Here is a 23,572-nt window from a genome sequence, read left to right on the forward strand (position 1 = left end):
GTATCTGATATGCAAATTGGGCAGAGCCGGCACAGAACTGTTTACTCGCAACACACTCAGGAAGACCTGTATCTGCCAAAACCATGCCAAAAGACGTCATTCCAATCAATGATCCTCCACCCGCCCTCCGTGGAAGTTGCCGAGGCCGCGTGAAATCCGGTCGGATCGCGTAGAATTCATGCGCTAAAGAATGCTGGCAATGAGAACAAAACGTGAATATCTTACACTATGATCTCGAGTCGTTGGTTACGCCCGCGCTTCGCGCCGGACGACCCACCGGGGGTGCCACCCCCGGACCCCCGAGGTATTTTTAAAAGGATAAAGCAGACCCGTGGCCTTCGCCGAGTTGAATATCACCTCGAATTTCACCTTCCTCACCGGCGCATCGCACCCGGAGGAATATGTCGACCGCGCCGCCCTTTTGGGCCTAAAGGCGCTCGCAATTGCCGATGAAAACTCGGTCGCGGGCATCGTGCGCGCCCACACCCGCGTGCGCGAAATCGCCCGGCAAGTGAAGGAACGTGAAAGCAGCGACTTGATCGGCCCGCCTGTACCAGTCGGGCTTTGGGCCAAGAAACCGCAGATCCTCGAAAGCTACCCCGGCGGATCGGAACGGCGCAAAAATGGCACCCTCGCGCCGGAAGAAATCGAGGACTTCCTCGATGGCCCCAAGGCCGCGTTCGAAACCCGCGTGCACCCATCGCTCCCATTAGATGCCTCCGCTGCGATCCTGAATGTGCCGCGCCTGATCCCGGCAGCACGCATCGTTCTCGACACCGGCTTCACTGTCACGACGATCCCCAAAGACCGGCAAGGCTGGGCAAACCTGTGCCGTCTGATCTCGCGCGGGCGCCTCCGGGCCGAAAAAGGCAGTTGTCACCTGCGCACCGACGATCTGGTCGAATTCGGCGCAAATCTTGCCCTTCTGATCCACCCACCAAACCCGCGCACGGCAAAGCGCGGCGCAAGCGGATGGCGACAAGAAGCGACACGCCTGACGCGCCACTTTGGCCCCGATTGCCACCTGCTTATCGCCCCTCGTTACGACGGTCAGGACCCCGAACGCTTCGACCGCCTGGCGTGCCTCGCCGACGACCTCAAACTGCCCACCGTCGCCAGCGCCTCCCCCCTCATGCACCACGGATCGCGCCGCAAGCTTGCCGACGTGCTGACGGCTGTGCGCACCAGCCGCAAAGTCGACGAACTTGGGCGCGCCGCGCTTGCAAACGCCGAACAGCGCCTGCGCTCTGAAACTGACCTTTGCCGCCTTCTCGGCCCCCACGCCGGGGCAGTTACCCGCGCCGCCAAGCTTGCCGGAAGTCTCGCCTTCTCGCTCGATGAACTCCGCTACGAATATCCCTCCGAGGTCACCAACGGTGAAACTGCCCCGCAACGCCTTTCACGCCTCGCCCACGAGGGCCTCAAATGGCGCTATCCCGCCGGCGCCTCCGACCACGTCAAAACCCTCCTTGCCCATGAACTCACCCTGATCTCGAAACTTGAGTACGAGCCCTACTTCCTCACCGTGCGCGACATCGTCGCCTTTGCCCGCTCCCGCGGCATTCTTTGCCAGGGTCGGGGATCCGCCGCCAATTCCGTCGTCTGCTACTGCCTAGGCGTCACCTCGGTCTCGCCGGAAATCGGCACCATGGTCTTTGAACGCTTCGTCAGTGAGGCCCGCGACGAGCCCCCCGACATCGACGTCGACTTCGAACACGAACGCCGCGAAGAGGTTATACAACACATCTACGAACGCTACGGCCGCCACCGCGCCGGGCTTTGCGCCACCGTCGTCCATTACCGCGGCAAACGCGCGATCCGCGAAGTGGGTCGTGCGATGGGTCTGACCGAAGACACGATCTCCGCGATTTCCTCGCAACTTTGGGGCTTCTTCGATACCTCCGGCATGGCCGACCAGCAACTAAAGGAAATCGGCCTCGACCCCACCGACCGCCGCCTTGCACAGACGCTCGAGCTGATCTTCGAGATCCAAGGCTTCCCGCGCCACCTGTCTCAACACGTCGGCGGCTTCATCATCACCGAAGGCCGCCTCGACGAACTGGTGCCCGTTGAGAACGCTACGATGGAGGACCGCACCGTCATCTGTTGGGATAAGGACGACATCGACAGCTTGGGCATCCTCAAGGTCGACATCCTCGCCCTCGGCATGCTGTCGTGCATCCGCAAAGCCTTCGGCCTGATCACCCGACACCACCAAACCGATTACACGCTGGCGACCCTGCCGCCCGAAGACCCTGCCACCTACGACATGCTCTGCAAAGCCGATAGCCTTGGCGTCTTTCAGGTCGAAAGCCGCGCGCAGATGAACTTCCTGCCGCGCATGAAGCCGCGCACCTTCTATGACCTCGTGATTGAGACCGCGATCATCCGCCCGGGACCGATCCAGGGCGATATGGTCCACCCCTACCTTCGACGCCGCAACGGCGAAGAGGCAGTCGAATTCCCCTCAGATGAGCTTGGAAAAGTGCTTGGAAAGACACTCGGCGTACCGCTGTTTCAGGAACAGGCCATGCAGATCGCCATCGTCGGCGCAGGCTTCACCCCAGAGCAGGCCGACCGCCTCCGCCGCTCCCTCGCGACCTTCAAAAAACACGGCAACGTCAGCGAATTCCGCACCCTCTTCATGAAGGGTATGCACAAGAACGGCTATGACGAAGACTTCGCGGAGCGATGCTTTTCCCAGATCGAAGGCTTTGGCTCCTACGGCTTCCCCGAAAGCCACGCCGCCTCCTTTGCCCTTCTCGTCTACGCCTCCTCATGGCTGAAATGCCATCACCCCGGCATCTTCGCCTGTGCGCTTTTAAACTCCCAACCCATGGGCTTTTACGCACCTGCTCAGATCGTCCGAGACGCACATGAACACGGCGTCCAAATCCTCCCCGTCGATATCAACGCCTCGACCTGGGACAATATCATGGAAAATGACGGCACCGGAGGCCTCGCGCTCCGTCTGGGCTTCCGCCAGATCAAATCCATGCGCGAAGAAGAAGCCACATGGATCGCCGCCGCGCGCGGCAACGGCTACCTCTCGATCGAAGACGTCTGGCGCCGCGCAGGCATCCCACCCCGACAGCTTCGCGTCCTCGCTGAAGCGGACACGTTTGCCTCCCTCGACATCACGCGGCGCAAGGCGCTCTGGGCCGCCGCCGCCATCGCGTCGGAAAAACCTCTGCCGCTGTTCTCGGGGGACATGGACGGCGAAAGCATCCTTGAGCCGCTGGCAAACCTGCCCAAGATGTCGCTGGGAGAAGAAGTCGTCGAAGACTATGTCTCGATGCGCCTCACCTTGCGTGCGCACCCCATGGCCTTCCTGCGCCACAAACTCACGCCCGGATACAAGCCCCTCGAAACCGGCCCCGACAGCGCGTCACCCTTGCAAAAATACGTCGGGGAGTCGCCGGCACGAGCGGGGCAGAGCCCCAAAACACCCACCGCCTCACGCAGCTAAGCGCGCCGCAAAATCAAGACCGCGCCAAAGCCTTCTGAAACGCACGATAGGACCCCTTAGGCGTCCGGGCCTGGGTCTCATAATCCACATGAACAATCCCGAACCGCTTGTCATATCCAAACGCCCATTCGTAATTGTCCAAAAGCGACCAGGCAAAATACCCCTTCACCGGAGCGCCATCCGCAATCGCCCGGCGAACAGCCCCCACATGCGCATCAAAATACGCCACACGGGCCGGATCATCGACTGCGCCGCGGTCTCCGGGATCACCCCCCGCCATCCCGTTCTCGGTCACATAAATCGGCAAGTCCCCCGTGAAGTCCCGCTGCAAGCGCATCAAGACCCCATAAAGCCCCTCAGGATAAATCTCCCAATCCTGCGCCGTCTTCGGCAACTCGCCCGGCACCGCACGCTCAGACGGCCAAGCCATACCCGGGACATTCTGATGCAGAGACCGTGTGTAATAATTCACTCCAAGCCAATCAATCGGCCCCGAAATCGCGGCCATGTCGTCCTCGAAACCCTCAGGCATATGCGGGGTCAATGCGCTTAAGATATCCTCAGGATAAGCCCCATGCGCGAGCGCACCTGCGAACCAGCGATTGTAAATCCCATCATAAACCCGCGCCGCCACCGCATCCTCTGGCGCATCGCTTGCAGCTTGAGAATGCTCAAAGTTCAAGACTATGCCAAGATTCTTCTGTCCTGCCGCCCGCATCACTTCCATCGACCGCGCATGGGCCACCAGCACGTGGTGCATCGCCCGCGCAGCAGCTCGGACATCGCGCAATCCCGGCGCATGCCCGCCAAGAAAATGCGATAACCACGCAACGCACCAAGGCTCGTTAATCGTCGCGACCGCGTCCATCCGATCCCCGATGCGTCCGATCACCGCTTGGGTGTAGTCGGCAAACCACTTGCCCACATCCGAATTGGTCCAGCCCCCCTTATCCGCCAAAGCCGACGGCATATCCCAGTGGTACAGCGTCAGGCTGGGAGACAGCCCCCGCGCCACAATCCCGTCCGCCAGCCGGTCATAGAAATCCAACCCCTCCGCGCTCACGGTCCGCCCGTCCGGCATCACCCGCGGCCACATCGTCGAGAACCGGTACACATCGAAATTCCCGTCGCGAACAAGATCAAGATCCGCGCCCCAGCGATGATAGTGGTCGCAGGCCACCCGTCCGTCTTCTGCATTCACAACGTTGCCCGGAACCGCCGCAAAGGTATCCCAATGCGAAGATCCGACGCGGCCAAACGACGTGCCCTCAATCTGGTAGGCCGCAGTCGCCGCGCCAAACTGAAAATCCGACGGAAAATCCGCGCGTGTAAAATTAAAAGCCATCTCGAAATTCCTCGCCTTCAAGGTCGAAACCACGCCTAAGGGATGTACGCAAAACCAACAAGGTCAACGCGACTGGGCTTGATCTGGCGCAAGGCCGTTCCGCCTCAAAGGGCCTAGGCTTGCGCAAAAGGGGGGCACATTCATGCTCGATATCTCAACCGGAAAGATCGTTCGCGTCATCTTCCTCAGCCGCGAATATGGTCCCGAAAGCACGCAACTTGCCGACTATATTTCGGGAATGAACGTCGACGAACAAGTCAGCCTCGTCGCCTTGATGTGGGTCGGTCGCGAAACTTACAGCGCGGACGAGTTTGCCGAAGCCAAAGAGACTGCGCGTGTCGAAGCCACCGCCCCGACCGAACAGTATCTTTCCGGCATTCCTGGCCTCGCTGGATACCTCGAAGACGGGTTGGAAGCCCTCGGAATTGACGTCGCTGATGCAGAAGATCACATGTGACAATGTCCATTGGCGGTTAACGCACTGGCATCCTTGGTGAGTGAGCGCACCGAATTTCGTGGCCGCGCCACCATTGGCTACACCGTGAACCGACGTGATAGCGACGTCGCATTTCTGCGCGCGCCCCAGCAAAAGAAGCCATTTACGAATAGCGGCATTGCGCGCAACACCCAACGGGCGACCCTTGCTCCTTAAAAGAGCAAACTCTCCTGACACTCGGTGTCAGTTGCGCCGCGTGACCTCTCGCCCCGACCCCGCTATCGTTGCCCCATGGCAGAACCAATCGACGATAAACTCCGCTGTTTCGGCTCCCACACCGAACTTTACGCCGACTACCACGACACCGAGTGGGGCGTTCCCGTGCAGGATGACCAAATGCTTTTCGAGATGCTGATCCTCGAAGGGGCACATGCTGGACTCTCTTGGGAAACGATCCTCAAAAAGCGCGAGGGCTACCGGGACGTTTACCACAATTTCGACGTCAAACGCGTGGCCAACATGACCGATTTCGAGTTGCACAAGGCGCTCAGCAACCCCGGCATTGTCCGGCACCGCCAGAAGGTCCCGGCAGCCCGCAAGAATGCACGTATCTTCCTGGCAATGCAGAAGGAATTTGGCAGCTTTTCTGACTGGCTCTGGGCGCATGTGGACGGAGAGCCCCTTAAGGGAAATTGGCCAACCGCCGCTGATATTCCCGCAACGACGCCTTTGTCCGATGCAATCTCAAAAGACTTGAAAAAACGCGGTATGTCCTTCGTCGGACCCACGATTATCTATGCGTATTTACAAGCCGTCGGCATCGTAAACGACCATCACAAAGGCTGCTGGAGCTACCGCGCCTAACGCAACCGCCGCAGAATTTCATAGCTTGCATAGCCATCAGGGATCATCCCAACAGACGCCTGAAACCGGCGGATCGCGGCGATCGTATTCGGCCCGATAATCCCGTCGACACCTTGAGTGTTGAAGCCACGCCGCGTCAAAAGCTGCTGCATTTCCTGTTTCTCGCGGCTGGCAAGATTGCGATCCTCGCGCGGCCAACTAGCCCGAAGCGGTCCTCCACCGGCAATCCGTCCGCTCAAAAGCCCAACGCCAATCACATAGACATCCGCCGAATTGTACCTTTCGATCACGTGAAAGTTGTTAAAAATCATGAATGCCGCCCCCCGCGCCCCGGCAGGCAACAGGATCGAGGCTCGTCCAAAGTCAGCAACGCGCGCGCCCTTAACATCACGTACACCAAGTGCGGCCCATTCCGTCGGCGACTTCTTTATCCGCTCACCCGTCCAGCGAAAGTCAAATCCTTGCGGAAGGCGCACTTCGACACCCCAGGGCTGGCCCTTGGTCCAGCCAAACGCCTTCAAATATCCGGCAGTCGATGCCAATGCATCCGTCGGATCGTCCGACCAGATATCGCGCTTACCGTCCCCTCGAAAATCTTCGGCATAAGAAAGATACGATGTCGGGATAAACTGCGTATGGCCCATCGCCCCAGCCCAGGATCCCCGCATGTCGCGAGATCGTACATCGCCAGACTGAACAATCTTCAGCGCCGCAATCAGTTGCTGTTCAAAAAACCGTCCGCGTCGTCCGTCAAACGCCAAAGTTGCAAGCGCCTCGATAATCGGAATTTTTCCCCGGAAGGATCCGTAGGCACTTTCCAGCCCCCAGATCGCCGCGACAACTTCGGCCTCAACCCCGTAGCGCGCCTCTATTTCCCGCAGCACCCGGCCATTGTCACGAAGCGCTGCGCGCCCGTTTCGCACGCGCGCATCTGACACCGCACTATCCAGGTAGTCCCAGATCTGCTTGGTGAATTCCGACTGGTTTCGATCCTTCTGAACGACGCCGGTGTTGTAGCGAACGCCCTGAAACGACGTATTAAAAACACTGTCACGAATGCCCGCCGCACGCGCCCGAGCGCGGAATCCCTCGATCCAGCGTGAAAAAGCCGCGTTTGATGTCTCTACCTGGGCCAGCACCAGCGCTCCTGTGTCAGGTCTCGGCTTTGGATACACCGAATACTCCGGCGCAGGGCTTGCAACCACGCTCGACACAAAAAAAAGCATGGCAACTGCCGCCAAATATACACGCATGCGCCACCTGTTATTGCTATCTGCTCTTCGCAAGCCTACGCCTCGACCTTGGATCGCGAAAGATTAGATTTGAGCATTGGCAATGTGTCGCCGCTTGCGTCAGAAACGCTCGAGAAGCCGCTTGAGATATTCAAGTTCTTCAGTGGGTCTGTTCTGCTCGCCCGACCGTTTGCGAATTTCATCAAGCAATTCGCGGGCACGCCGGTAGACGTCTTCGCCCTGCAAAAGCTGCTCATCCGTGCCAATTCGACCGTTCTGGCCCACTTCGCGCCCAAGCGGGTCGCGGCTGCCGTTCGGATCGTTCTGCCCAAGTTGCTGACCCTGCTGGCCGCCTTGCTGTTGTTGCTGCTCTGCCATCTGCTCCGCCAGGTCTCGCATGCCTTCGCGCAAGGCTTCCATCGCCTGTGACTGGCTATCAAGTGCGCCTGCAAAATCTTCCTCACGAAGCGCATCCTCGGCGTTTTCCATCGCCTCGCCCGCACGGCCCAACGCATCGCGCGCCGAATCGCCCTCGGGCGTACCAGCCCCTGGCAGGCTTTGGCGCTGACGGTTCAACTCGTCGCGAAGCGCTTGTTGGCGGTCGGCCAGATTGCCGTCGCCACCGTCTTGCTGTTGGTCCTGACCGCCGGGTTCTCCACCGCGTCCCTGTTGGCCACCTTCGCCTTGGCTTTCCGGCTGATCATTCTGCGCGCCACGGCGCTCACCATCGCCGCCACGACCTTCGTTGTCGCGAGACTGGCCGGCCGGAGCGTTTGGATTGTACTGCTCCTGGAGGTCCCGGAATGCGTCATCCGAAAGGCCCTGCTGTTCGCGCAAAGTCTCCGCCAGGCCTTCCATAGCCTGCTCGCCGGCGCTTTGCTGACCACCCTGCTGACCTTCGGCAACCTGCATATTCTCCATCATCTGACGTAATTGATCGAGAAGTTGCTGTGCCTCGGCCATGCGGCCCTGCTCCATCAACTCCTGCAAGCGATCAAGCATGTCTTGAAGCTGCTCGCCGGTCATCTCCTGCATTTCTTGGTTCTCAGCCATCTCCGGCTGTTCACCCTCGCCTTGCTGCTGAGCAAGCTGGCTCATGTAGTCCTGCATCGCCTCGCGCAGTTCCTGCATCAACTCGGCAATTTCCGCATCCGTCGCGCCGTTCTCAATCGCCTCGCTTAAACGATCCTGTGCCCGCCGCAAACGCTCCAGAGCGTCACCAAGGTCGCCCTCTTCTATCTCCAATGCGAGGCCCCAAAGCGCCGCGGCCGTCTCGTCGATAACGTCGTCAGTCAAGCGCCCAAGCGACACGCGCGTCTCCAACCGGCGCACTGCAAACCGCAGCTTCAAATAGACCGTCTCGGATCTAAAAATGCTTTCGGGCTGAAACGAAACAGCCCGCAGAACCTGCGCAACCCGCGGTGCATTCGCCCGGTTCCAAAGCAGATCTCGGCGCTGTTCTACAATCGCTTTCGCCAAGGGATCAAAGAACCGACGACCTGGTAGATTGGCAAATTGAGGCGCTGAGAGCCCTTCGTGTTCTGCCGAATCCTGCGCACTAAGCGATGCTGAAACCGGCAAGTTTGCCCACGGATGCTCGCTGAAATCATCGATGACCACTTCCGAGAACTGCGTACGATCGCCGGAAATTGTAATCGGTATGTCCAACTCGATCGGGTCGCGCGGCTCAGGATCAATCGTCAATCCATAGCGACGCTCGACCTCGGCCAGATCAAGTGTGACCACCATCTGTCCCGAGGTAACTCCGTAGTCATCCGACGCCACAAACGGCGCCTCCAGGCGGCCGCCCTCGCCTTGCGAAATCGGTCCGTCAAATTCGATTGATGGGTTCTCATCCTCGGTCACCGTAATGTCCCAGCTTTGACCACCGGGGCCGTCGATTCCGATCCCGCCGCTTTGCAGAACATCGAAAGCCTGAACCGGGTCCGTCGCGGGAGGTACATCTTCGGTGCGCATCGAAACCGTTTCGCTCAAAGAAAGCGCGCCAATCTCGCCGTAAAACCGGATGGTGACGCGACTGCCTTCCGGCACCTCGAAGTCATCGCGGGAAATGTCGTTCAGATAGAGACTTGGAAGACCGGTATACAGTGGCGGCTCTACCCATCCTTCCCAGGAAGGTCCCGAGGCAACCGCCTGATTGCCGGGGGTCATCTCTGCAACGGAGGCAACCCGCAGGACCGATCCAAACAGCACCGCCACAGTGAGCCCCAAAAGCGCTACATAGCGCAAAGCATACGGATCCCGCGCTGATAACTTCAGATCGGGCTTTGGCGCCTTTGCATCCCGCGCTTTTTCCGCCATCCGGGCGACATGCGCGGCCCAAACGGCCTCGGATGCGGGATCACCCGCACCAATTGCCTGAGAATCCGAAATAGCAGCAATCGGGCGACCCGGCAAAGTCCGATCAAGCCGGTCCAGTGCCTCGGCGCGATCAGGCAGGCGAAAGTGCTGAATGCCCCGCGCGGCTGCCCACAACGCACCCAGCACGGAAACCACTGCAATGCCCCAAACCGCCTCTAACGGCAGCAAATCCTGCACCCCAAGCATCAGGGCCGCCAGGACAGCAATAAGCACTGTCCAAAGTGGCCAGAACGCCCGCACCCCGCGCTCGGCGACAAGGCCGGCAAACGTCAGGCGCAGCGGCCATGCAAGCCGCTCCGCCGCCTGGGGAGGAAGATCAGTCGGTTCTGTCATTCGACCAACATACAGGGCCGGGTTCGGGTTATGCCGAGCCCTCAAGCCATTCAGGAATGGTATCTCGATTTATGATTTCGTCAAAGGTCGGACGTGCTCGAATGACGGCGAATTGATGCTCATGGACCAAAACCTCCGGAATCAGAGGCCGCGTATTGTATTCCGACGCCATAACAGCCCCGTAAGCGCCGGCGGAACGGAATGCGACAAGCTCACCGGCGCCGATGGGTGGCATTGGTCGATTCTTGGTGAAAGTGTCCCCCGACTCACATACTGGCCCGACGATATCGTAGGGCTGCTGTTCGGTTCCAGGGTCTGGCTCAACGACAGGCAGAATATCGTGATATGCCGAATACATCGCCGGTCGGATCAGGTCGTTCATTGCAGCGTCAAGGATCAGAAAATCGCGCCCCTCGCCGGATTTTACATAGATCACTTCACTGACCAAAATTCCGGCATTCCCGGCTATCAGCCGCCCCGGCTCAATTTCGATCTCGCAGCCGAGGTGCCCAAGCGTACGCTTAACCAACGCCCCGTATTCGGCCGGCAAAGGCGGCGCGGTGTTTGAACGCTCGTAGGGAATACCCAGCCCGCCCCCAAGATCAAGCCGGCGAATGGTGTGCCCATCCGCGCGCAGTATCTCGGTGAGCTCGGCCACCTTCAGATAAGCCTGCTCATACGGCTCAAGCGATGTCAGCTGGCTGCCGATATGCACATCGATCCCAATGACTTCGAGACCTGGCAGACTTGCCGCAAGCGCATAAACCTCACGCGAACGCGCAATCGGAATACCAAACTTGTTTTCTGATTTACCCGTCGCGATCTTTTCGTGGGTCTTCGCATCTACGTCCGGGTTCACCCGAACGGTGATCGGGGCGACAACGCCAAGCCTCACGGCCTCCTCAGACAGCACAACCATCTCTGGCTCGCTCTCGACGTTGAACTGCCGGATACTGCCCCCAAGCGCCAAACGCATCTCATCGCGCGTTTTGCCGACGCCGGAAAACACGATCTTGTCGCCTGCAAACCCTGCCGCCTTTGCACGAAGATATTCGCCGCCAGACACCACATCGACGCCCGCCCCAAGCGACGCCATCAGTTTCAAAACCGCCTGATTGGAGTTTGCCTTCATTGCGTAGCAAACCAGATGGTCCATCCCCTCAAGCGCGTCGTCAAACAGCCGGTAATGCCGCGTCAAAGTCGCAGACGAATACACGTAAAACGGCGTGCCAACAGCGTCAGCGATCTCCGGGATCGCCACGTCCTCGGCATGCAAAACGCCGTCTCTGTACAGAAAATGATCCATAAGCCGCGACATAGCAGAGTTGGACCCCCGTGCAAGGCTCTCAGATCAACAAGCCCGCCGCGCCCTCATGGCGCAAAAGCGCCACTTTGGTTTCAACGCCGCCTTTGGCAGAGAACCCGCCAAGGGTGCCGGTGCCTGTCACCCGATGACAGGGAATAATGATCGCAATTGGATTGGCGCCACAGGCCTGCCCGGCCCCTTGCGCTGACATGCCGGTTTCTAGGGCAATCTCGCCATAGGTCTTGGTGTCCCCGAACGGGATCGCGATCAGAGCATCTAAAAAAGCTCGCTGCCGCACGGATACCTTCGGCGCAAGCGGCAGATCAAATTCAGTTAGTTCACCTGCAAAATAAGCCGCCAACTGCCGATGCGCCTCGATCAGCACAGGCGTTTCATCCGCGCCAGATCCACCCCAATCTAACACCACAAGCGCACCGTCTTCCTCGACAAGCGTCACCGGCCCCAGCGGAGTTTCTCGCCTCAGAGAAGGCATGGGACACCTTCATCCAAGGGCCGCATCACAACGTGAACATGTCTTGGCATGACCATGAGACCCCACGTCCGGCAAAATCTTCCAGCACCGCTGACATTTCTCGCCGTCCGCCGTCTCAAACACCACGCCAATTCCCTCAGCCTCGGGCAAACGGAACGCCTCAGAAGGTACCGGATCTGCGGTCAGAGAAATCGCCGAGGTGATGCAGATATCATGAAACGTTACCGTCTTCAGCGCCGCCAAAACATCGGCGTCTTCGACATGAACGACCGGAGCCGCCTCAAGCGACGCCCCAATCACCTTGTCACGCCGCTGGACTTCCAGAGCTGCAGTCACAACGCGGCGCACGCGACGAATATTAGCCCACTTCGCAGCCAATCCTTCGTCCAGCCAGTCTTTCGGCGTCTCCGGGAAATCCTGCAAATGCACCGAACTATCGCCGCCCAACCGTTCCAACCAGACTTCTTCCATCGTGAATGTCAGCACCGGCGCCAGCCAAGTATTCAGTCGCGCCAGCACAAGCTCCAGAACAGCCAAAGCGGCCCGCCGCTCAATCGTGTCACCGTCACAATAGAGGACGTCCTTGCGGATATCGAAGTAGAACGCCGACAAATCCGTCGTCGCGAAATCAAACACCGCCCGGAACACGCCTTGGAAATCATAGGCCGCGTAGCCTGTGCGCACCTTGTGATCCAACTCCGCCAACCGGTGCAATACCAGGCGCTCCAATTCCGGCATATCCGCCGGGGCAACGTCAATCGGCGCATCGCCGAGATTGCCCAAAAGGAAGCGGAACGTGTTCCGCAGACGGCGATAACTGTCCGCAACACCTTTCAGGATCTCCGGCCCGATGCGCTGATCCGCCGTGTAGTCCGTCTGAGCCACCCAAAGCCGTAAGATGTCAGCGCCGTATTGCTTGACCACGGCATCCGGCACGATCGTGTTGCCCAGCGACTTGGACATCTTGATGCCCTTTGCATCCAGCGTGAACCCGTGGGTCAGCACACCGCGATAAGGCGCGCGCCCATTGGTTCCGCAAGACTGCAAAAGCGACGAATGGAACCATCCGCGATGCTGGTCGGTCCCCTCAAGATAAAGGTCCGCAATCCCGTCCTCCGACCCATCGGCGCGGTCTCGCAGAACAAACGCATGGGTCGATCCGGAATCGAACCAAACATCGAGAATATCGAAAACCTGTTCATAATCGTCCGCGGGCACGTCATTCCCAAGGAACCGCTCTTTCGCCCCCGGTTTGTACCATGCGTCCGCACCCTCAACCTCGAACGCCTCCAAAACCCGCGCGTTCACGGCTTCATTGCGCAACAAGAACCCCTCGTCCGTCGGCAAAGCACCCTTTTTCACGAAGCATGTCAAAGGCACGCCCCAGGCCCGCTGCCGCGACAGCACCCAGTCAGGCCGTGCTTCCATCATCGAATAAAGCCGGTTACGACCCGTTTTCGGTGTCCATTTCACATTGTCGATCTCGGTCAGAGCGCGCGCGCGGATCGTTTCGCCGAACTGGTCCCGGCCATCGCCAACGGGCTTATCAATCGCCGCAAACCATTGCGGCGTATTGCGATAGATCACCGGCGCCTTCGAGCGCCACGAATGGGGATAGCTATGCTTGATCTTCCCGCGCGTCAGCAATCCGCCAACCTCGGCCAGCTTGTCGATCACCGCCTTGTTGGCATCACCCTCACCGCCTTTGCGCGACAGGATAAACTTGCCGCCAAAAAACGGCAGATCGGCCCGGAACGACCCATCATCCAGCACGTTGTAGGTGATGACCTGAGCCAGCATCCCAAGATCGCGATAAAGCTCATATTCCTCCATGCCGTGGCTTGGCGCACAGTGGACAAAGCCCGTGCCTTCCTCGTCGGTGACAAAGTCAGCCGCCCGGAAATCACGGATATCGTCCCACTCGCCGTTGCCGCCTTCAGCGCCATGGAGCGGATGCTTCAGGCCGCGGATGACAGACGGGTCCACGTCGCCCAACCGGCGATACATTGTCTCGTCCAGCCGCGCGCGTCCAAGCACATCCGCCGCCAGCTTGTCCGCAAGGATGTAGCGCTCCCCGATGCGCGCCCAGCACTCCTCGGGCCGCCCGGTGACCTCATAAAGCCCGTAAGAAAAGTCCGAGCCATAGACGACCGCCTTGTTTGACGGGATCGTCCAGGGCGTTGTCGTCCAGATGACCACAAACGCGTTCTGCAACCGGTCATCCGACGCTTCATTAACGCGGAACTTCACCCAAACCGTAAAGCTGTCCTTGTCGTGATACTCGACCTCGGCTTCGGCCAAAGCAGTTTGCTCAATCGGCGACCACATCACAGGTTTGGAGCCCTGATACAGCGTGCCGTTCATCAGAAACTTCTGGAATTCCTCGGCGATCACCCGCTCGGCGTGGAAGTCCATCGTCAGATACGGATCAGCCCAATTGCCGGTCACGCCCAGACGTTTGAATTCCTCGCGCTGAATATCAATCCAACCTTGCGCAAACTCGCGGCACTCCTGACGGAATTCGACGACATCAACGGCGTCCTTGTCTTTGCCCTTTTTGCGGTACTTTTCTTCGATCTTCCACTCAATCGGCAGACCGTGGCAATCCCATCCCGGGATATACCGCGCGTCACGGCCCATCATCTGCTGCGAGCGCACGACCATATCCTTCAGGATTTTGTTAAGCGCATGCCCGATATGAAGATGCCCGTTCGCATAAGGAGGCCCGTCGTGAAGCGTGAACGGCTCGCGGCCTTCTTTCTCGCGCAAACGATCATAAATCCCCATTTCAGCCCAGCGCTCCAGCCATGCAGGCTCGCGATTGGGCAGACCTGCGCGCATGGGAAAGTCGGTTTCTGGGAGGTTCAGTGTTTCTTTGTAGTCGGGCGTATCGGCACACATATTGCTTGTGTCCTTCAATAAGTCGTCATTATCAGGATGGGGCGGCGGAGAAACTCAACGCCTAAAACCCGGCGGCTCATTGTCAGAGCGCCGGGCCAGTAATTCGAATGATGATTGCGGTCTGCATAACCATAGCCAATTTCTATAGTGTCGCCTCTACGCGAGGTAAAGACGGGAACTCCATCCATGTCTCCGGCAAGAGATGTGCTGACAGGCGAAGAAGACTTCAAAAGCCTGCATCGCGCACCCCTATCCGGCACTGATCAGGAAAATTCTCGATCACATCCACGACAGCCGATCAGGGTCGATCAGGGTCGATCATGTCCCAAGGGTCTGATCCAAACTCTCCCAGACCCGGACCCTCAGTCGCTTTGCTGAGACTTTTCAAATAGTCCCGTCAAAGCCCGCTGCACCAGACGCGTTACGCGCGGCCTTTGCAGGGTGCGAAACGGCAGGGGACGACAAACCTCCATCGCGGCAACACCAACACGCGCGGTCAATGCCCCATTCACAAGCCCCTCGCCAAACCGACGTGACAGCTTTGAAATGAGATGGCCACCACCGATCGAGCCCAAAAGATCATCACCAACCGCCACTGCACCCGTCGCCACCAAATGCGTAATCACCGCACGGGTCAGTCGCCAGGCGCCCAAAGCGCCCGAGCGGCCACCGTAGATCTCAGCAATGCGCCGGATCATCCGCACATTCGCCGTCAGCGCAGCGATCACATCAGCAAACGCCAGCGGAACAAGGGCCGTCACCGTCGCGACCTGACGCGCCGCCACTTCAACTTCACGGCGCGCGCGGTCGTCCAAAGGCTTCAAAAGCGTGTCTTCCGCCAAACCAAGAAGCGTATCCGCATCCATAGCCTCCGCCTCGGCTTCAGCCAGCCTTTCGCGCCCCCAGCGCATATCATCCCGCCCGGCATAAAGCGCTGACAGCTTCTTCGTCAGAGCCCGAGCGCCACCAAGATCGTTGGCGGCCGCCACACGGTCCGCTTCGACATGCAGCGATTCAATCTTTTGAAGACGCGCCAAAGCCGCCCATTCGCGAACGAGGATCGCAAGGCAGACAGCCACGAACAGGCCCAGAAGACCCGTTGCTGCCCAGCCCAAATATGGATTGCGTGAAATCAACCCCGTCACCGCGTCCCAGGCTGCGACAGACCCGAAAAAGACCACAACAGCCCCCAGGAGCTGCCAGAACCAGCGCGCCAACCGAGATGGACCTCTTGCTGTCAGCGCCGCCATGGTCTGCATTGCCTGCCCCGTTGGTGCGGCCTCCGGCTCGGAAATCGGAGGCGCGTCCGCCGGGCTTGGCCCTGTATCCTCCAATTCAATCAAAACCGGCCCATTGCGCTCACTCATAGCCGATCTCCAAGCAAAAACTGCGCCGCCCGGTCCAGCCGTATATGCGGCGGACCATCTCCCGGTCGCAACTCCAACGGTTGTGGCGCAAAACGCATCACTTCGTAATCGGCCTCCAGCCAGGCCTCCGCACCCTGTCGCGCCGGGTTCAGCAAGCGCGACGGATCATCCGGCAAACGCCCCGGGTAAAACGCAGCGCGCTTGCCAGACGCCGCCAACGTCCCGCGAACCACATCCAAGGCGCGTCCGCCCTGCTCGATGCGATCCTCCGTCGTGGTGCGAAGTGCCGCCATCGACATCGCCGTCGTCTCGGCCCCCGCAAAGTCCGCACGCGACCTCGCATCCTGCAACAAGGCATCGGTAATCGCAGTAAGCTGCGCATGTTGACTGTGGTGCAAATGATCTGCTTTCGTTGCTGCAAAAAGGATTTTTTCAACCCGTTGCCCAAGGAAGATCTGGCTTAGGAACGCATTTCGTCCAGGGCGAAAAGCTCCCAGAATATCCGACATCGCTTGCCGCAAATCCTCCACCGCCCGCGGGCCCGCATGGATCGCCCCAAGCACATCGACCAGCACGACCTGCCGCCCGATCCGCGAGAAATGATCGCGAAAGAACGGCTTTACGACCTCCCGCTTATACGCCTCGAACCGCCGCGAAAACTCGCGCCCCATCGTGCCCCGCCCGAAATCACCCTCGGGCAACGGCGCGAACGTCAAAACTGGCGAGCCTCGCAAATCGCCCGGCAGCAAGAACCGCCCCGGCGTACAATCAGAATACCCCGCCTCGCGCGCCGCCTGCAGATAGGACGTAAACACCTCGGCCAGCGACTTTGCCGCCACCTCGTCAAGCTTTGCGGTTGGATCTGCACTGGAAAGCGCTGCCCGATAGACGTCCGCCTCGCGGCGTCCTTCAATCCGGGCCAGCGTCTCCCGCGACCAAGTGGCATAATCCTTGTCCAACAGCCCAAGGTCCAGAAGCCACTCACCAGGATAATCCACAATATCCAGATGAATGGTTTTCGGGCCTGTCACGCCGCCCAAAAGCCCGCTCGGCTGCACCCGAAACGACAAGCGCAATTCGCTGATGCCGCTCGTGCCTTCGGGCCATCGCGGCTCGACGCCGGTCATCGCCGCCAAATGCGCCTCGTAGTCAAACCTTGGCACCGTGTCGTCCGGCTGTGGCTGCAGCCATGCCGTCTTTATCCGCCCATCGGCTGCCGCCCGCAATGCGGGCATGCGACCCCGTGCAATCAGATTGGCAACCAGCGAGGTTATAAAAACGGTTTTTCCCGCACGGCTAAGCCCCGTCACCCCTAAACGAATGACCGGCTCGAAAAATGCCTCGCTTACAGTGTTTACCGTGGTCTCAACGCCACGCGTCAGCCCGTCCGCTATATCGCCGATGATCACAGTTATTCCTTCCGTTCCCGTCCCAAGATAGGAACCCACGCGCCGATAGACCAGATGCGGCTTAAGAATTGCGCTCGGACGCGTCAAACGCTAACCCGCTGACATGCCGCGTTTTGCTTTCAAGATTGAATACAACGGACGGCCTTTTTCAGGCTGGCAACGTCAGACCGACCACCCGTCGGTTCAGGGCGCTTTCGAATCCGCCCTTGCCCGGTTGGACCAGACCGCCCCGTTGGTTTCCGCGGCAGGCCGCACTGATGCAGGGGTCCACGCCTTTGGACAGGTTGCCCACGCGGATATGGCCAGTGATTGGGACCCGTTTCGCCTTTCCGAGGCGCTGAACTTCCATCTGAAACCCGCCCCCATTGCAGTCATCGGCTGTGCAAAAGTTGCTGACGACTGGCATGCGCGATTCTCTGCAATCGAACGCAACTACATCTACCGTCTCATCAATCGTCGCGCGCCTTTGGTGCACGAAGCTGGTCTTGCTTGGCGCGTTCAAAGACCACTTGACTTGGCGGCAATGCGCGACGGTGCTGCTTATCTCATTGGCACCCACGACTTCACGACGTTCCGCTCAACCAATTGCCAGGCCAAAAGCCCGCTCAAAACGCTTGATCAGATTACAATCACTGAAGCCGCCAATCGCTGTGGACCAGAAATCACCATCGCGGTCCGTGCCCGTAGCTTCCTGCACAATCAGGTCCGCTCGATTGTTGGCACGCTGGAACAGGTTGGAAGTGGCAACAGAATGCCAGTGGACGTCAAAGCCGCCTTAGAATCAAGGGATCGCGCGGCCTGCGGACCTGTCGCGCCGCCGGACGGACTTTATCTGTCCCGGGTCAGATATGATCCCGAAATCTTCAGCTAAATCTGCCGCAATGTAACAAATGCGCCTCATTTGCGGCCCATTCTGCACAAAAAGCGCGCCTGAAAAGACCCTTGTCAGGTCCTTAATCCGCCGCGAATCCCTGTCATTAAATGCCTATAGATACATCGGAGACGACTAATGAGTGACCTACTTACCTTCTCGAACGAAGCCATCGCCCTCAGCGGCCTGACGTGCCTCGTTGTGCGCGAAATCATCCTTGCGGCAATCCCAAGCAACAGCCCGGCAGCCAACGCCTAATCCGCAGGCACGCCGAACGTCAGGTTGGCCCAAAGGCTTTCCCAGACAACGCCGCGCTGATTTGCCATCTTGGCCGAAGGTTCGCGCAAAACGACAGCGTCCAGCATATAGCGCGCACCCGCTTTGACAGGCACCCTCGCAACACCATTGCGATTGGTGCGCACGGTAAAGACCGACAGATAACCCCTAGCTGAACGCTCGTAGACCTCGACCTGCTCGTTCGCACGCGGATCGCCCTGATAAAGAACTCTCACATCGATCCCATCGCTCATATTGCCCGTGTATGGGTTCTCCAAAGCAACAATCTCGGTCTCAAGACCTGCTACAATATCAGCGCCTTGCGCCGATCCAATGCCGACCAAAGACTTGGCATAGCGAGAATAGACCTCCTGCACACCCTCTTGCGAAAGACCGCGCGCTTTATGCGCCTCCAAAACCCATGCCGCATCTTTGTGTTTAACAAAGGCCTCAAACCGCGCGAAATCGTCCCACGTAAGCGTCAGATCATCGGTTTCATGGATAATGACCATCAGACCGTCGCCGGGTGCGTCCATGCGAAGCGCGGGCCGGTCGCCGAGACGGCCCTTAACCGGAGCAATCCTGCCCGCGATCGCATAATCGAACCGTCGGAAGTTCTGCGGTAGATAGGCCAGCGAATTGCCCTTAAAGTCCTGTCCGACGCGCAGGGTAGCGACCACATCATCTGAGGTCGAAATAAGATGCTCATCCGGGGCAATCCAAAATTCGTGGGCCTTGGCGGCAAACGACATACATGTCAAAGAAAGGGCAAAGAGGAGGGTTCGAAACATGTTACTTTTCCAAGTTAAGACTCTGATGCTTAGGGTGGCCCTGCTTGCGCTGGTGTCAACCCTCTTCGTGGTCACAACTGCGCGTGCCCACGAAGTGCAGCCAACAATTGCCGACTTGACCTTGAACGCGGGCGACGTAGAAGTCGTTCTTGATTGGGTTTTGGAAGCGCCGATAGCCGGACTTGATCTTGACGGTGTCGAAGATACCAACGCCGCAGTTGGTGCTGAAGACTACGACGCACTGCGTGCACTTGATGCCGCGTCCCTTGAAACTGCGTTCCGCGAAGCCTGGCCGTCTATCGCCCAAGGCCTGTCATTGCGCGCCGGAGACGAGGCGCTTGCCCTTGAAATAATCGGCCTCACAATCCCCGAGGTCGGCAATGTCGAGCTTGCCCGAAACGCGCAAGTGACGCTTTCCGCCCCGCTACCAGAGGGTGATAGCGCGGTGGTGATGACCTGGGCCTCAGAATACGGGCCACTTGTTGTGCGCCAGCAGGGCATTGAAAATGGCTATACTGCCTATTTGATAGCAGGCGGCGAAACCGACCCAATTCCACGCATAGGCGCAGATGATCAAACCGGCGGGCAAGCCTTCGTCGACTACATCAACGTCGGCTTTGACCACATCATTCCGCTTGGTCTCGACCATATCCTTTTTGTGCTTGGACTGTTCTTCCTGTCGCTCAAAATGCGTCCACTTTTGTGGCAAATCTCGGCATTCACACTGGCACACACCGTCACGCTGGCGCTTGGATCAACCGGGATCATCCGGATCTCGCCCGAGATCGTCGAACCGCTTATCGCGGCATCCATCGTCTATGTCGGTATTGAAAACGTACTGTCACGCGGCCTGACCCCATGGCGTCCCTTCGTCGTGTTCGGTTTCGGCCTTTTGCACGGCCTCGGCTTTGCAAGCGTCCTCAGCGATTTTGGCCTTGGCCGAGCGCATTTCGTGCCGAAGCTTATCGGCTTCAATGTCGGTGTTGAAATTGGACAACTCGCGGTGATCGCAACAACTTTTGTTGCGCTTGGCATCCTGTTTGGACGTCATGCCTGGTGGCGTCTGAGGATCGCAACCCCGGTCTCCATCGCGATCGCGTTGATCGCGACGTTCTGGGTCTTTGAGCGGACTGGCCTGCTGGATCCCGAAGGCACTTTCGCTCCGTTTGCCGCGCTGACCGAAGGCGGGTTCCCACCAATATGGATCCTTATTTTCGTCGCGGCCCTGACCGGCGCCCTTACAGTCGCGGTGCTTGCAGCCTCCGGGCTGGACGGGCTCCGTGATGCAGCCGGGATCGTCACCTCGTTTGTTGCCTTCCTTGGTGTTGTGGCAACGTTCGCCTCCGGCGCATGGGTGCTAACAGCGGTCGTCATGGCGATTTGGATCCTTGCGCTTCGCCTGCAATCGCTTGGCGGACCAGACGCCAAGGCGGTCACATGACCCGCCCAGTCGCGCTGGTCACAGGGGCCGCCCGAGGCATCGGCCTTGCCACCACAAAGCTATTCCTCGACGAGGACTGGCAAGTCGCGATGATCGATATCGACGGGCCAGAACTGCAACGTGCAGCGGACCCGCTTGAAAACGTGCGTGCGGTCGAAGGCGACGTTTCTGATCCGGACGCGGTTGCGTGGATGATCGCACAGGTCACGACACAACTCGGCGGCATAAACGCCTTGGTCAACAACGCCGGTGTCGCCGATTTCGGCCCGATGGAAGAGACGACCTTCGCGCGGTGGAAGCGGGTAATGGCCAACAATCTGGACGGCCCGTTCCTGATGACACAGGCCGCTACACCTGCCCTGAAGGTCTCAAAAGGTGCGATCGTCAACATCGCGTCGATATCCGGCCTGCGCGCCTCGACGCTGCGTATAGCCTACGGCACCTCAAAGGCGGCGGTGATCCAACTTACCCTTCAACACGCTGTCGAACTTGGCGAATACGGCGTGCGCGCCAATTGCGTGGCCCCTGGCCCGGTGCGCACCAAACTTGCGATGGCCGTCCATAGCCCCGAGATCATTGCCGCCTACCACGATGCGCTGCCCCTCAACCGGTACGGCTCGGAAAGCGAGATCGCCGAAGCTATCGTCTTCCTGTGCTCGGACCGCGCAAGCTTCATCACCGGACAGGTTCTTGCCGCCGATGGCGGGTTTGAAGCCACCGGCATTGGACTGCCAGCCCTGCGCAAATAGCCGCGCAGCGACTGAAAAAGCGCTACGGCCTTTTTTATCAACCCCGAATCGGGGCATGATGGAGTGTCCGGTGCAGGTGCATCGGGCCAAGTGGGATAGTGACATGAGTAAGCGTTCAGACCCAAATTCGGGCCGTAAGACAACCGGGAGCGCGCCAAAGCCTGTGCGTCAAATGACCGTCTATGACCGGCTTGAAGACGCGCGCAGACGTCGCCAGGTCCTTTTGGCAAAAGGCGAGGGACCTGCCCCGAGACCGATCCCGAGCCTCAAAGCCTCAAACGAAACGCCGCCCCCTCCAATACGGCAAAGCGCGCCGGCTTCTGAGACGATCATAAAGCCTGACCTGGTGCCAGTTGTTGACATTGAGGCCGCGCCACGCCCTATCGCAACTCCAATTGTTAACCCGCCACCAGCCCAAGAGCCAAAGCGCCGTCGTGGTGGGTATTGGATAGGACTTTTTCAGGCAATGGGAGCAATTGCATTGATTGCGGTTCTAATTGGCATCTTTGGTCCGCGTGGCGAGCTGCCAGAGGCTCCTGCGACCGCCGCAACTGCGCTGGCGCCGAAACCGGTCATAAGCGAACCTGTCACCAGCCAAGCGCCAATCGAAGTCGCAAAACCCACCGCCGTGATCCCGGCGGTCCAAAGCATTGATCCTGAAGTGCTACCGTCTCCCAAGCCGGGATCACTCGACATCATAATTGCCCCGTTGAGCAATCCAACGGTGGTCGCCCGTGTCGCCGCTGTGCAACCGCAAAGGCCAGACGGTCCGCCGACAGCGTTTGATGCCTTTCCCCCCTTCGAGCGTCTCTCCCCACCTGTCATCTTGGGCACAACGCCGCCCGCGCGACAAATCGCACAAGTCACAGAAATCGCTGTTGAGCAGCCCACTCCGTCATTGCTTGGCGACACAAAAAACGTCGTTCTTCTCGTCCCGACGTTCGTCCCGCAGTCGGAAGCTGAAAGCGCCATCAAGATTGCCGCCGCTCTTGGTATCCCCGTTGATCAGACACGCCGCGCAAGCGTTTCTATCAGTCGGACAAATATCCGGTATTTCCACGAAGACGATGCGGCGGCGGCCACTGTGCTGGCCGAAGGGCTTGGTGGCCTGGCGCGCGACTTCACCACTTTCACGCCCTCGCCCAGTCTCGGTGTGATCGAGATTTGGATAGAAGGCCGCGGCGGTAGCGCGACTGCAAATGAGGGTTCGGCCACGGCCCGTGGCCTGGAAGCCGACCTTCGAGAGTTAAGGAACAGCATCCAGCGCGCGCTGAACATCGCGACCGGAAACTAGCCCGCGATCAAACCCACTTGGCGAGCGGCGGCAAACTCATCAAAACTGCATTCGCGTCATGCCCGGTTTCTAACCCGAACTTGGTGCCCCGGTCATAGACCAGATTGTATTCCGCATAGAGGCCCCGATGCACAAGCTGGGTTTGCTTGTCCGCGTCGCTCCACACCATATTGCGACGCCGTTCGACCAACGGAAGATAGGCGCGCAAAAACGCCCGCCCGACATCCTGCGTGAAGGCGAAATCTTTTTCCCAATCGCCGGTATTGCGATCGTCATAAAATATCCCGCCGACGCCCCGTGCACGTCCGCGATGTGGGACAAAGAAATACTCATCCGCCCATTCTTTTAGGCGCGGATAAATGTCCTCGCCATGCGGATCGCAATGCGCCTTTTGCATTGCGTGGAAATCCGCCGTGTCTTCGTCGTATTCTATGCAAGGGTTCAGATCCGAACCTCCGCCAAACCACCAGGCATGTGGTGTCCAGAACATCCGGGTGTTCATATGGATCGAGGGCACATGCGGGTTCTGCATATGCGCAACAAGGCTGATCCCACTGGCCCAGAAGCGTGGATCATCAGCCATGCCCGGAATGTCCTTTCGCGCCGCCATTGC

General features: G+C 59.1%; 17 protein-coding genes. 7 read left to right on the forward strand and 10 right to left on the reverse strand.

Annotation, left to right across the window (positions count from 1 at the left end):
* The first annotated feature begins 331 nt into the window (after positions 1 to 331).
* The gene (locus AC221Y_RS01655) at positions 332 to 3,469 is read left to right on the forward strand and encodes an error-prone DNA polymerase (RefSeq protein WP_486706686.1); all 3,138 of its coding nucleotides are present in this window, start codon (positions 332 to 334) and stop codon (positions 3,467 to 3,469) included.
* A gap of 13 nt (positions 3,470 to 3,482) precedes the next feature.
* Here the strand turns inward: AC221Y_RS01655 and AC221Y_RS01660 are convergent, their stop codons facing one another.
* Complete coding sequence (locus AC221Y_RS01660; protein ID WP_299749285.1) at positions 3,483 to 4,814, reverse strand: GH1 family beta-glucosidase; 1,332 nt, start codon at positions 4,812 to 4,814, stop codon at positions 3,483 to 3,485.
* Positions 4,815 to 4,956: 142 nt separating this feature from the next.
* On the opposite strand from AC221Y_RS01660, the gene AC221Y_RS01665 reads away from it, so the two are divergent.
* On the forward strand, positions 4,957 to 5,271 hold the full coding sequence (locus AC221Y_RS01665) for a DUF3775 domain-containing protein (RefSeq protein WP_299749288.1): 315 nt from the start codon (positions 4,957 to 4,959) through the stop codon (positions 5,269 to 5,271).
* Positions 5,272 to 5,541: 270 nt separating this feature from the next.
* A complete protein-coding gene (locus AC221Y_RS01670) occupies positions 5,542 to 6,114 on the forward strand; it encodes a DNA-3-methyladenine glycosylase I (RefSeq protein WP_486706687.1) in 573 nt (190 codons plus the stop codon).
* Here AC221Y_RS01670 and AC221Y_RS01675 read toward each other — a convergent pair.
* From AC221Y_RS01675 to AC221Y_RS01705, 7 genes are all read right to left on the reverse strand, one after another.
* The gene (locus AC221Y_RS01675; RefSeq protein ID WP_299749294.1) at positions 6,111 to 7,367 is read right to left on the reverse strand and encodes a lytic murein transglycosylase; all 1,257 of its coding nucleotides are present in this window, start codon (positions 7,365 to 7,367) and stop codon (positions 6,111 to 6,113) included. The genes AC221Y_RS01670 and AC221Y_RS01675 overlap by 4 nt on opposite strands.
* Before the next feature lie 99 nt (positions 7,368 to 7,466).
* Positions 7,467 to 10,061, reverse strand: a complete 2,595-nt coding sequence (locus AC221Y_RS01680) for a TIGR02302 family protein (RefSeq protein WP_486706688.1) — start codon at positions 10,059 to 10,061, stop codon at positions 7,467 to 7,469.
* Between the two features lie 28 nt (positions 10,062 to 10,089).
* Positions 10,090 to 11,367 carry a diaminopimelate decarboxylase gene (gene lysA / locus AC221Y_RS01685; RefSeq protein WP_299749300.1) on the reverse strand — a complete coding sequence of 426 codons (1,278 nt, stop codon included), beginning with the start codon at positions 11,365 to 11,367 and terminating at the stop codon, positions 10,090 to 10,092.
* Positions 11,368 to 11,407: 40 nt separating this feature from the next.
* On the reverse strand, positions 11,408 to 11,860 hold the full coding sequence (locus tag AC221Y_RS01690) for a methylated-DNA--[protein]-cysteine S-methyltransferase (RefSeq protein WP_299749303.1): 453 nt from the start codon (positions 11,858 to 11,860) through the stop codon (positions 11,408 to 11,410).
* A 9-nt stretch (positions 11,861 to 11,869) separates the two neighbouring features.
* Complete coding sequence (gene ileS / locus AC221Y_RS01695) at positions 11,870 to 14,761, reverse strand: isoleucine--tRNA ligase (RefSeq protein ID WP_486706689.1); 2,892 nt, start codon at positions 14,759 to 14,761, stop codon at positions 11,870 to 11,872.
* A gap of 362 nt (positions 14,762 to 15,123) precedes the next feature.
* The gene (locus AC221Y_RS01700) at positions 15,124 to 16,128 is read right to left on the reverse strand and encodes a YcjF family protein (protein WP_486706690.1); all 1,005 of its coding nucleotides are present in this window, start codon (positions 16,126 to 16,128) and stop codon (positions 15,124 to 15,126) included.
* The gene (locus AC221Y_RS01705; RefSeq protein WP_299751307.1) at positions 16,125 to 17,537 is read right to left on the reverse strand and encodes a YcjX family GTP-binding protein; all 1,413 of its coding nucleotides are present in this window, start codon (positions 17,535 to 17,537) and stop codon (positions 16,125 to 16,127) included. Before AC221Y_RS01705 ends, AC221Y_RS01700 begins: the two co-directional genes overlap by 4 nt.
* A 103-nt stretch (positions 17,538 to 17,640) precedes the next feature.
* On the opposite strand from AC221Y_RS01705, the gene truA reads away from it, so the two are divergent.
* The gene (truA, locus tag AC221Y_RS01710) at positions 17,641 to 18,408 is read left to right on the forward strand and encodes a tRNA pseudouridine(38-40) synthase TruA (RefSeq protein ID WP_299751268.1); all 768 of its coding nucleotides are present in this window, start codon (positions 17,641 to 17,643) and stop codon (positions 18,406 to 18,408) included.
* A gap of 254 nt (positions 18,409 to 18,662) precedes the next feature.
* Here truA and AC221Y_RS01715 read toward each other — a convergent pair whose 3' ends face one another.
* Entirely contained in the window at positions 18,663 to 19,475 is an 813-nt protein-coding gene (locus AC221Y_RS01715; RefSeq protein WP_299751271.1) for a DUF4198 domain-containing protein, read from the reverse strand.
* Between AC221Y_RS01715 and AC221Y_RS01720 the strand changes: the two genes are divergently transcribed.
* The 3 genes from AC221Y_RS01720 to AC221Y_RS01730 all read left to right on the forward strand — a co-directional run bounded on the left by AC221Y_RS01720 (position 19,474) and on the right by AC221Y_RS01730 (position 22,959).
* On the forward strand, positions 19,474 to 20,916 hold the full coding sequence (locus AC221Y_RS01720) for a HupE/UreJ family protein (RefSeq protein ID WP_299751274.1): 1,443 nt from the start codon (positions 19,474 to 19,476) through the stop codon (positions 20,914 to 20,916). The genes AC221Y_RS01715 and AC221Y_RS01720 overlap by 2 nt on opposite strands.
* Entirely contained in the window at positions 20,913 to 21,665 is a 753-nt protein-coding gene (locus tag AC221Y_RS01725; protein WP_486706691.1) for an SDR family NAD(P)-dependent oxidoreductase, read from the forward strand. The genes AC221Y_RS01720 and AC221Y_RS01725 overlap by 4 nt, the downstream gene beginning before the upstream one ends.
* A gap of 103 nt (positions 21,666 to 21,768) precedes the next feature.
* Positions 21,769 to 22,959 carry a hypothetical protein gene (locus AC221Y_RS01730; RefSeq protein ID WP_299751280.1) on the forward strand — a complete coding sequence of 397 codons (1,191 nt, stop codon included), beginning with the start codon at positions 21,769 to 21,771 and terminating at the stop codon, positions 22,957 to 22,959.
* 7 nt (positions 22,960 to 22,966) lie between these two features.
* Here AC221Y_RS01730 and hemF read toward each other — a convergent pair.
* Positions 22,967 to 23,572: oxygen-dependent coproporphyrinogen oxidase (gene hemF / locus AC221Y_RS01735; RefSeq protein WP_486706692.1), on the reverse strand; the 606-nt coding region annotated here is incomplete at its 5' end.

This window comes from Boseongicola sp. (assembly GCF_057460485.1).

Bases quoted from the DNA above. Each gene is read 5' to 3' on its own strand.
- AC221Y_RS01715 (WP_299751271.1), bottom strand. From the start codon at position 19,475: ATGTTTCGAACCCTCCTCTTTGCCCTTTCTTTGACATGTATGTCGTTT.
- AC221Y_RS01700 (WP_486706690.1), bottom strand. From the start codon at position 16,128: ATGAGTGAGCGCAATGGGCCGGTTTTGATTGAATTGGAGGATACAGGG.
- AC221Y_RS01670 (WP_486706687.1), top strand. From the start codon at position 5,542: ATGGCAGAACCAATCGACGATAAACTCCGCTGTTTCGGCTCCCACACC.
- AC221Y_RS01730 (WP_299751280.1), top strand. From the start codon at position 21,769: ATGAGTAAGCGTTCAGACCCAAATTCGGGCCGTAAGACAACCGGGAGC.
- AC221Y_RS01690 (WP_299749303.1), bottom strand. From the start codon at position 11,860: ATGCCTTCTCTGAGGCGAGAAACTCCGCTGGGGCCGGTGACGCTTGTC.
- AC221Y_RS01680 (WP_486706688.1), bottom strand. From the start codon at position 10,061: ATGACAGAACCGACTGATCTTCCTCCCCAGGCGGCGGAGCGGCTTGCA.
- ileS (WP_486706689.1), bottom strand. From the start codon at position 14,761: ATGTGTGCCGATACGCCCGACTACAAAGAAACACTGAACCTCCCAGAA.
- AC221Y_RS01675 (WP_299749294.1), bottom strand. From the start codon at position 7,367: ATGCGTGTATATTTGGCGGCAGTTGCCATGCTTTTTTTTGTGTCGAGC.
- truA (WP_299751268.1), top strand. From the start codon at position 17,641: ATGCCGCGTTTTGCTTTCAAGATTGAATACAACGGACGGCCTTTTTCA.
- AC221Y_RS01725 (WP_486706691.1), top strand. From the start codon at position 20,913: ATGACCCGCCCAGTCGCGCTGGTCACAGGGGCCGCCCGAGGCATCGGC.
- AC221Y_RS01720 (WP_299751274.1), top strand. From the start codon at position 19,474: ATGTTACTTTTCCAAGTTAAGACTCTGATGCTTAGGGTGGCCCTGCTT.
- AC221Y_RS01665 (WP_299749288.1), top strand. From the start codon at position 4,957: ATGCTCGATATCTCAACCGGAAAGATCGTTCGCGTCATCTTCCTCAGC.
- AC221Y_RS01660 (WP_299749285.1), bottom strand. From the start codon at position 4,814: ATGGCTTTTAATTTTACACGCGCGGATTTTCCGTCGGATTTTCAGTTT.
- lysA (WP_299749300.1), bottom strand. From the start codon at position 11,367: ATGGATCATTTTCTGTACAGAGACGGCGTTTTGCATGCCGAGGACGTG.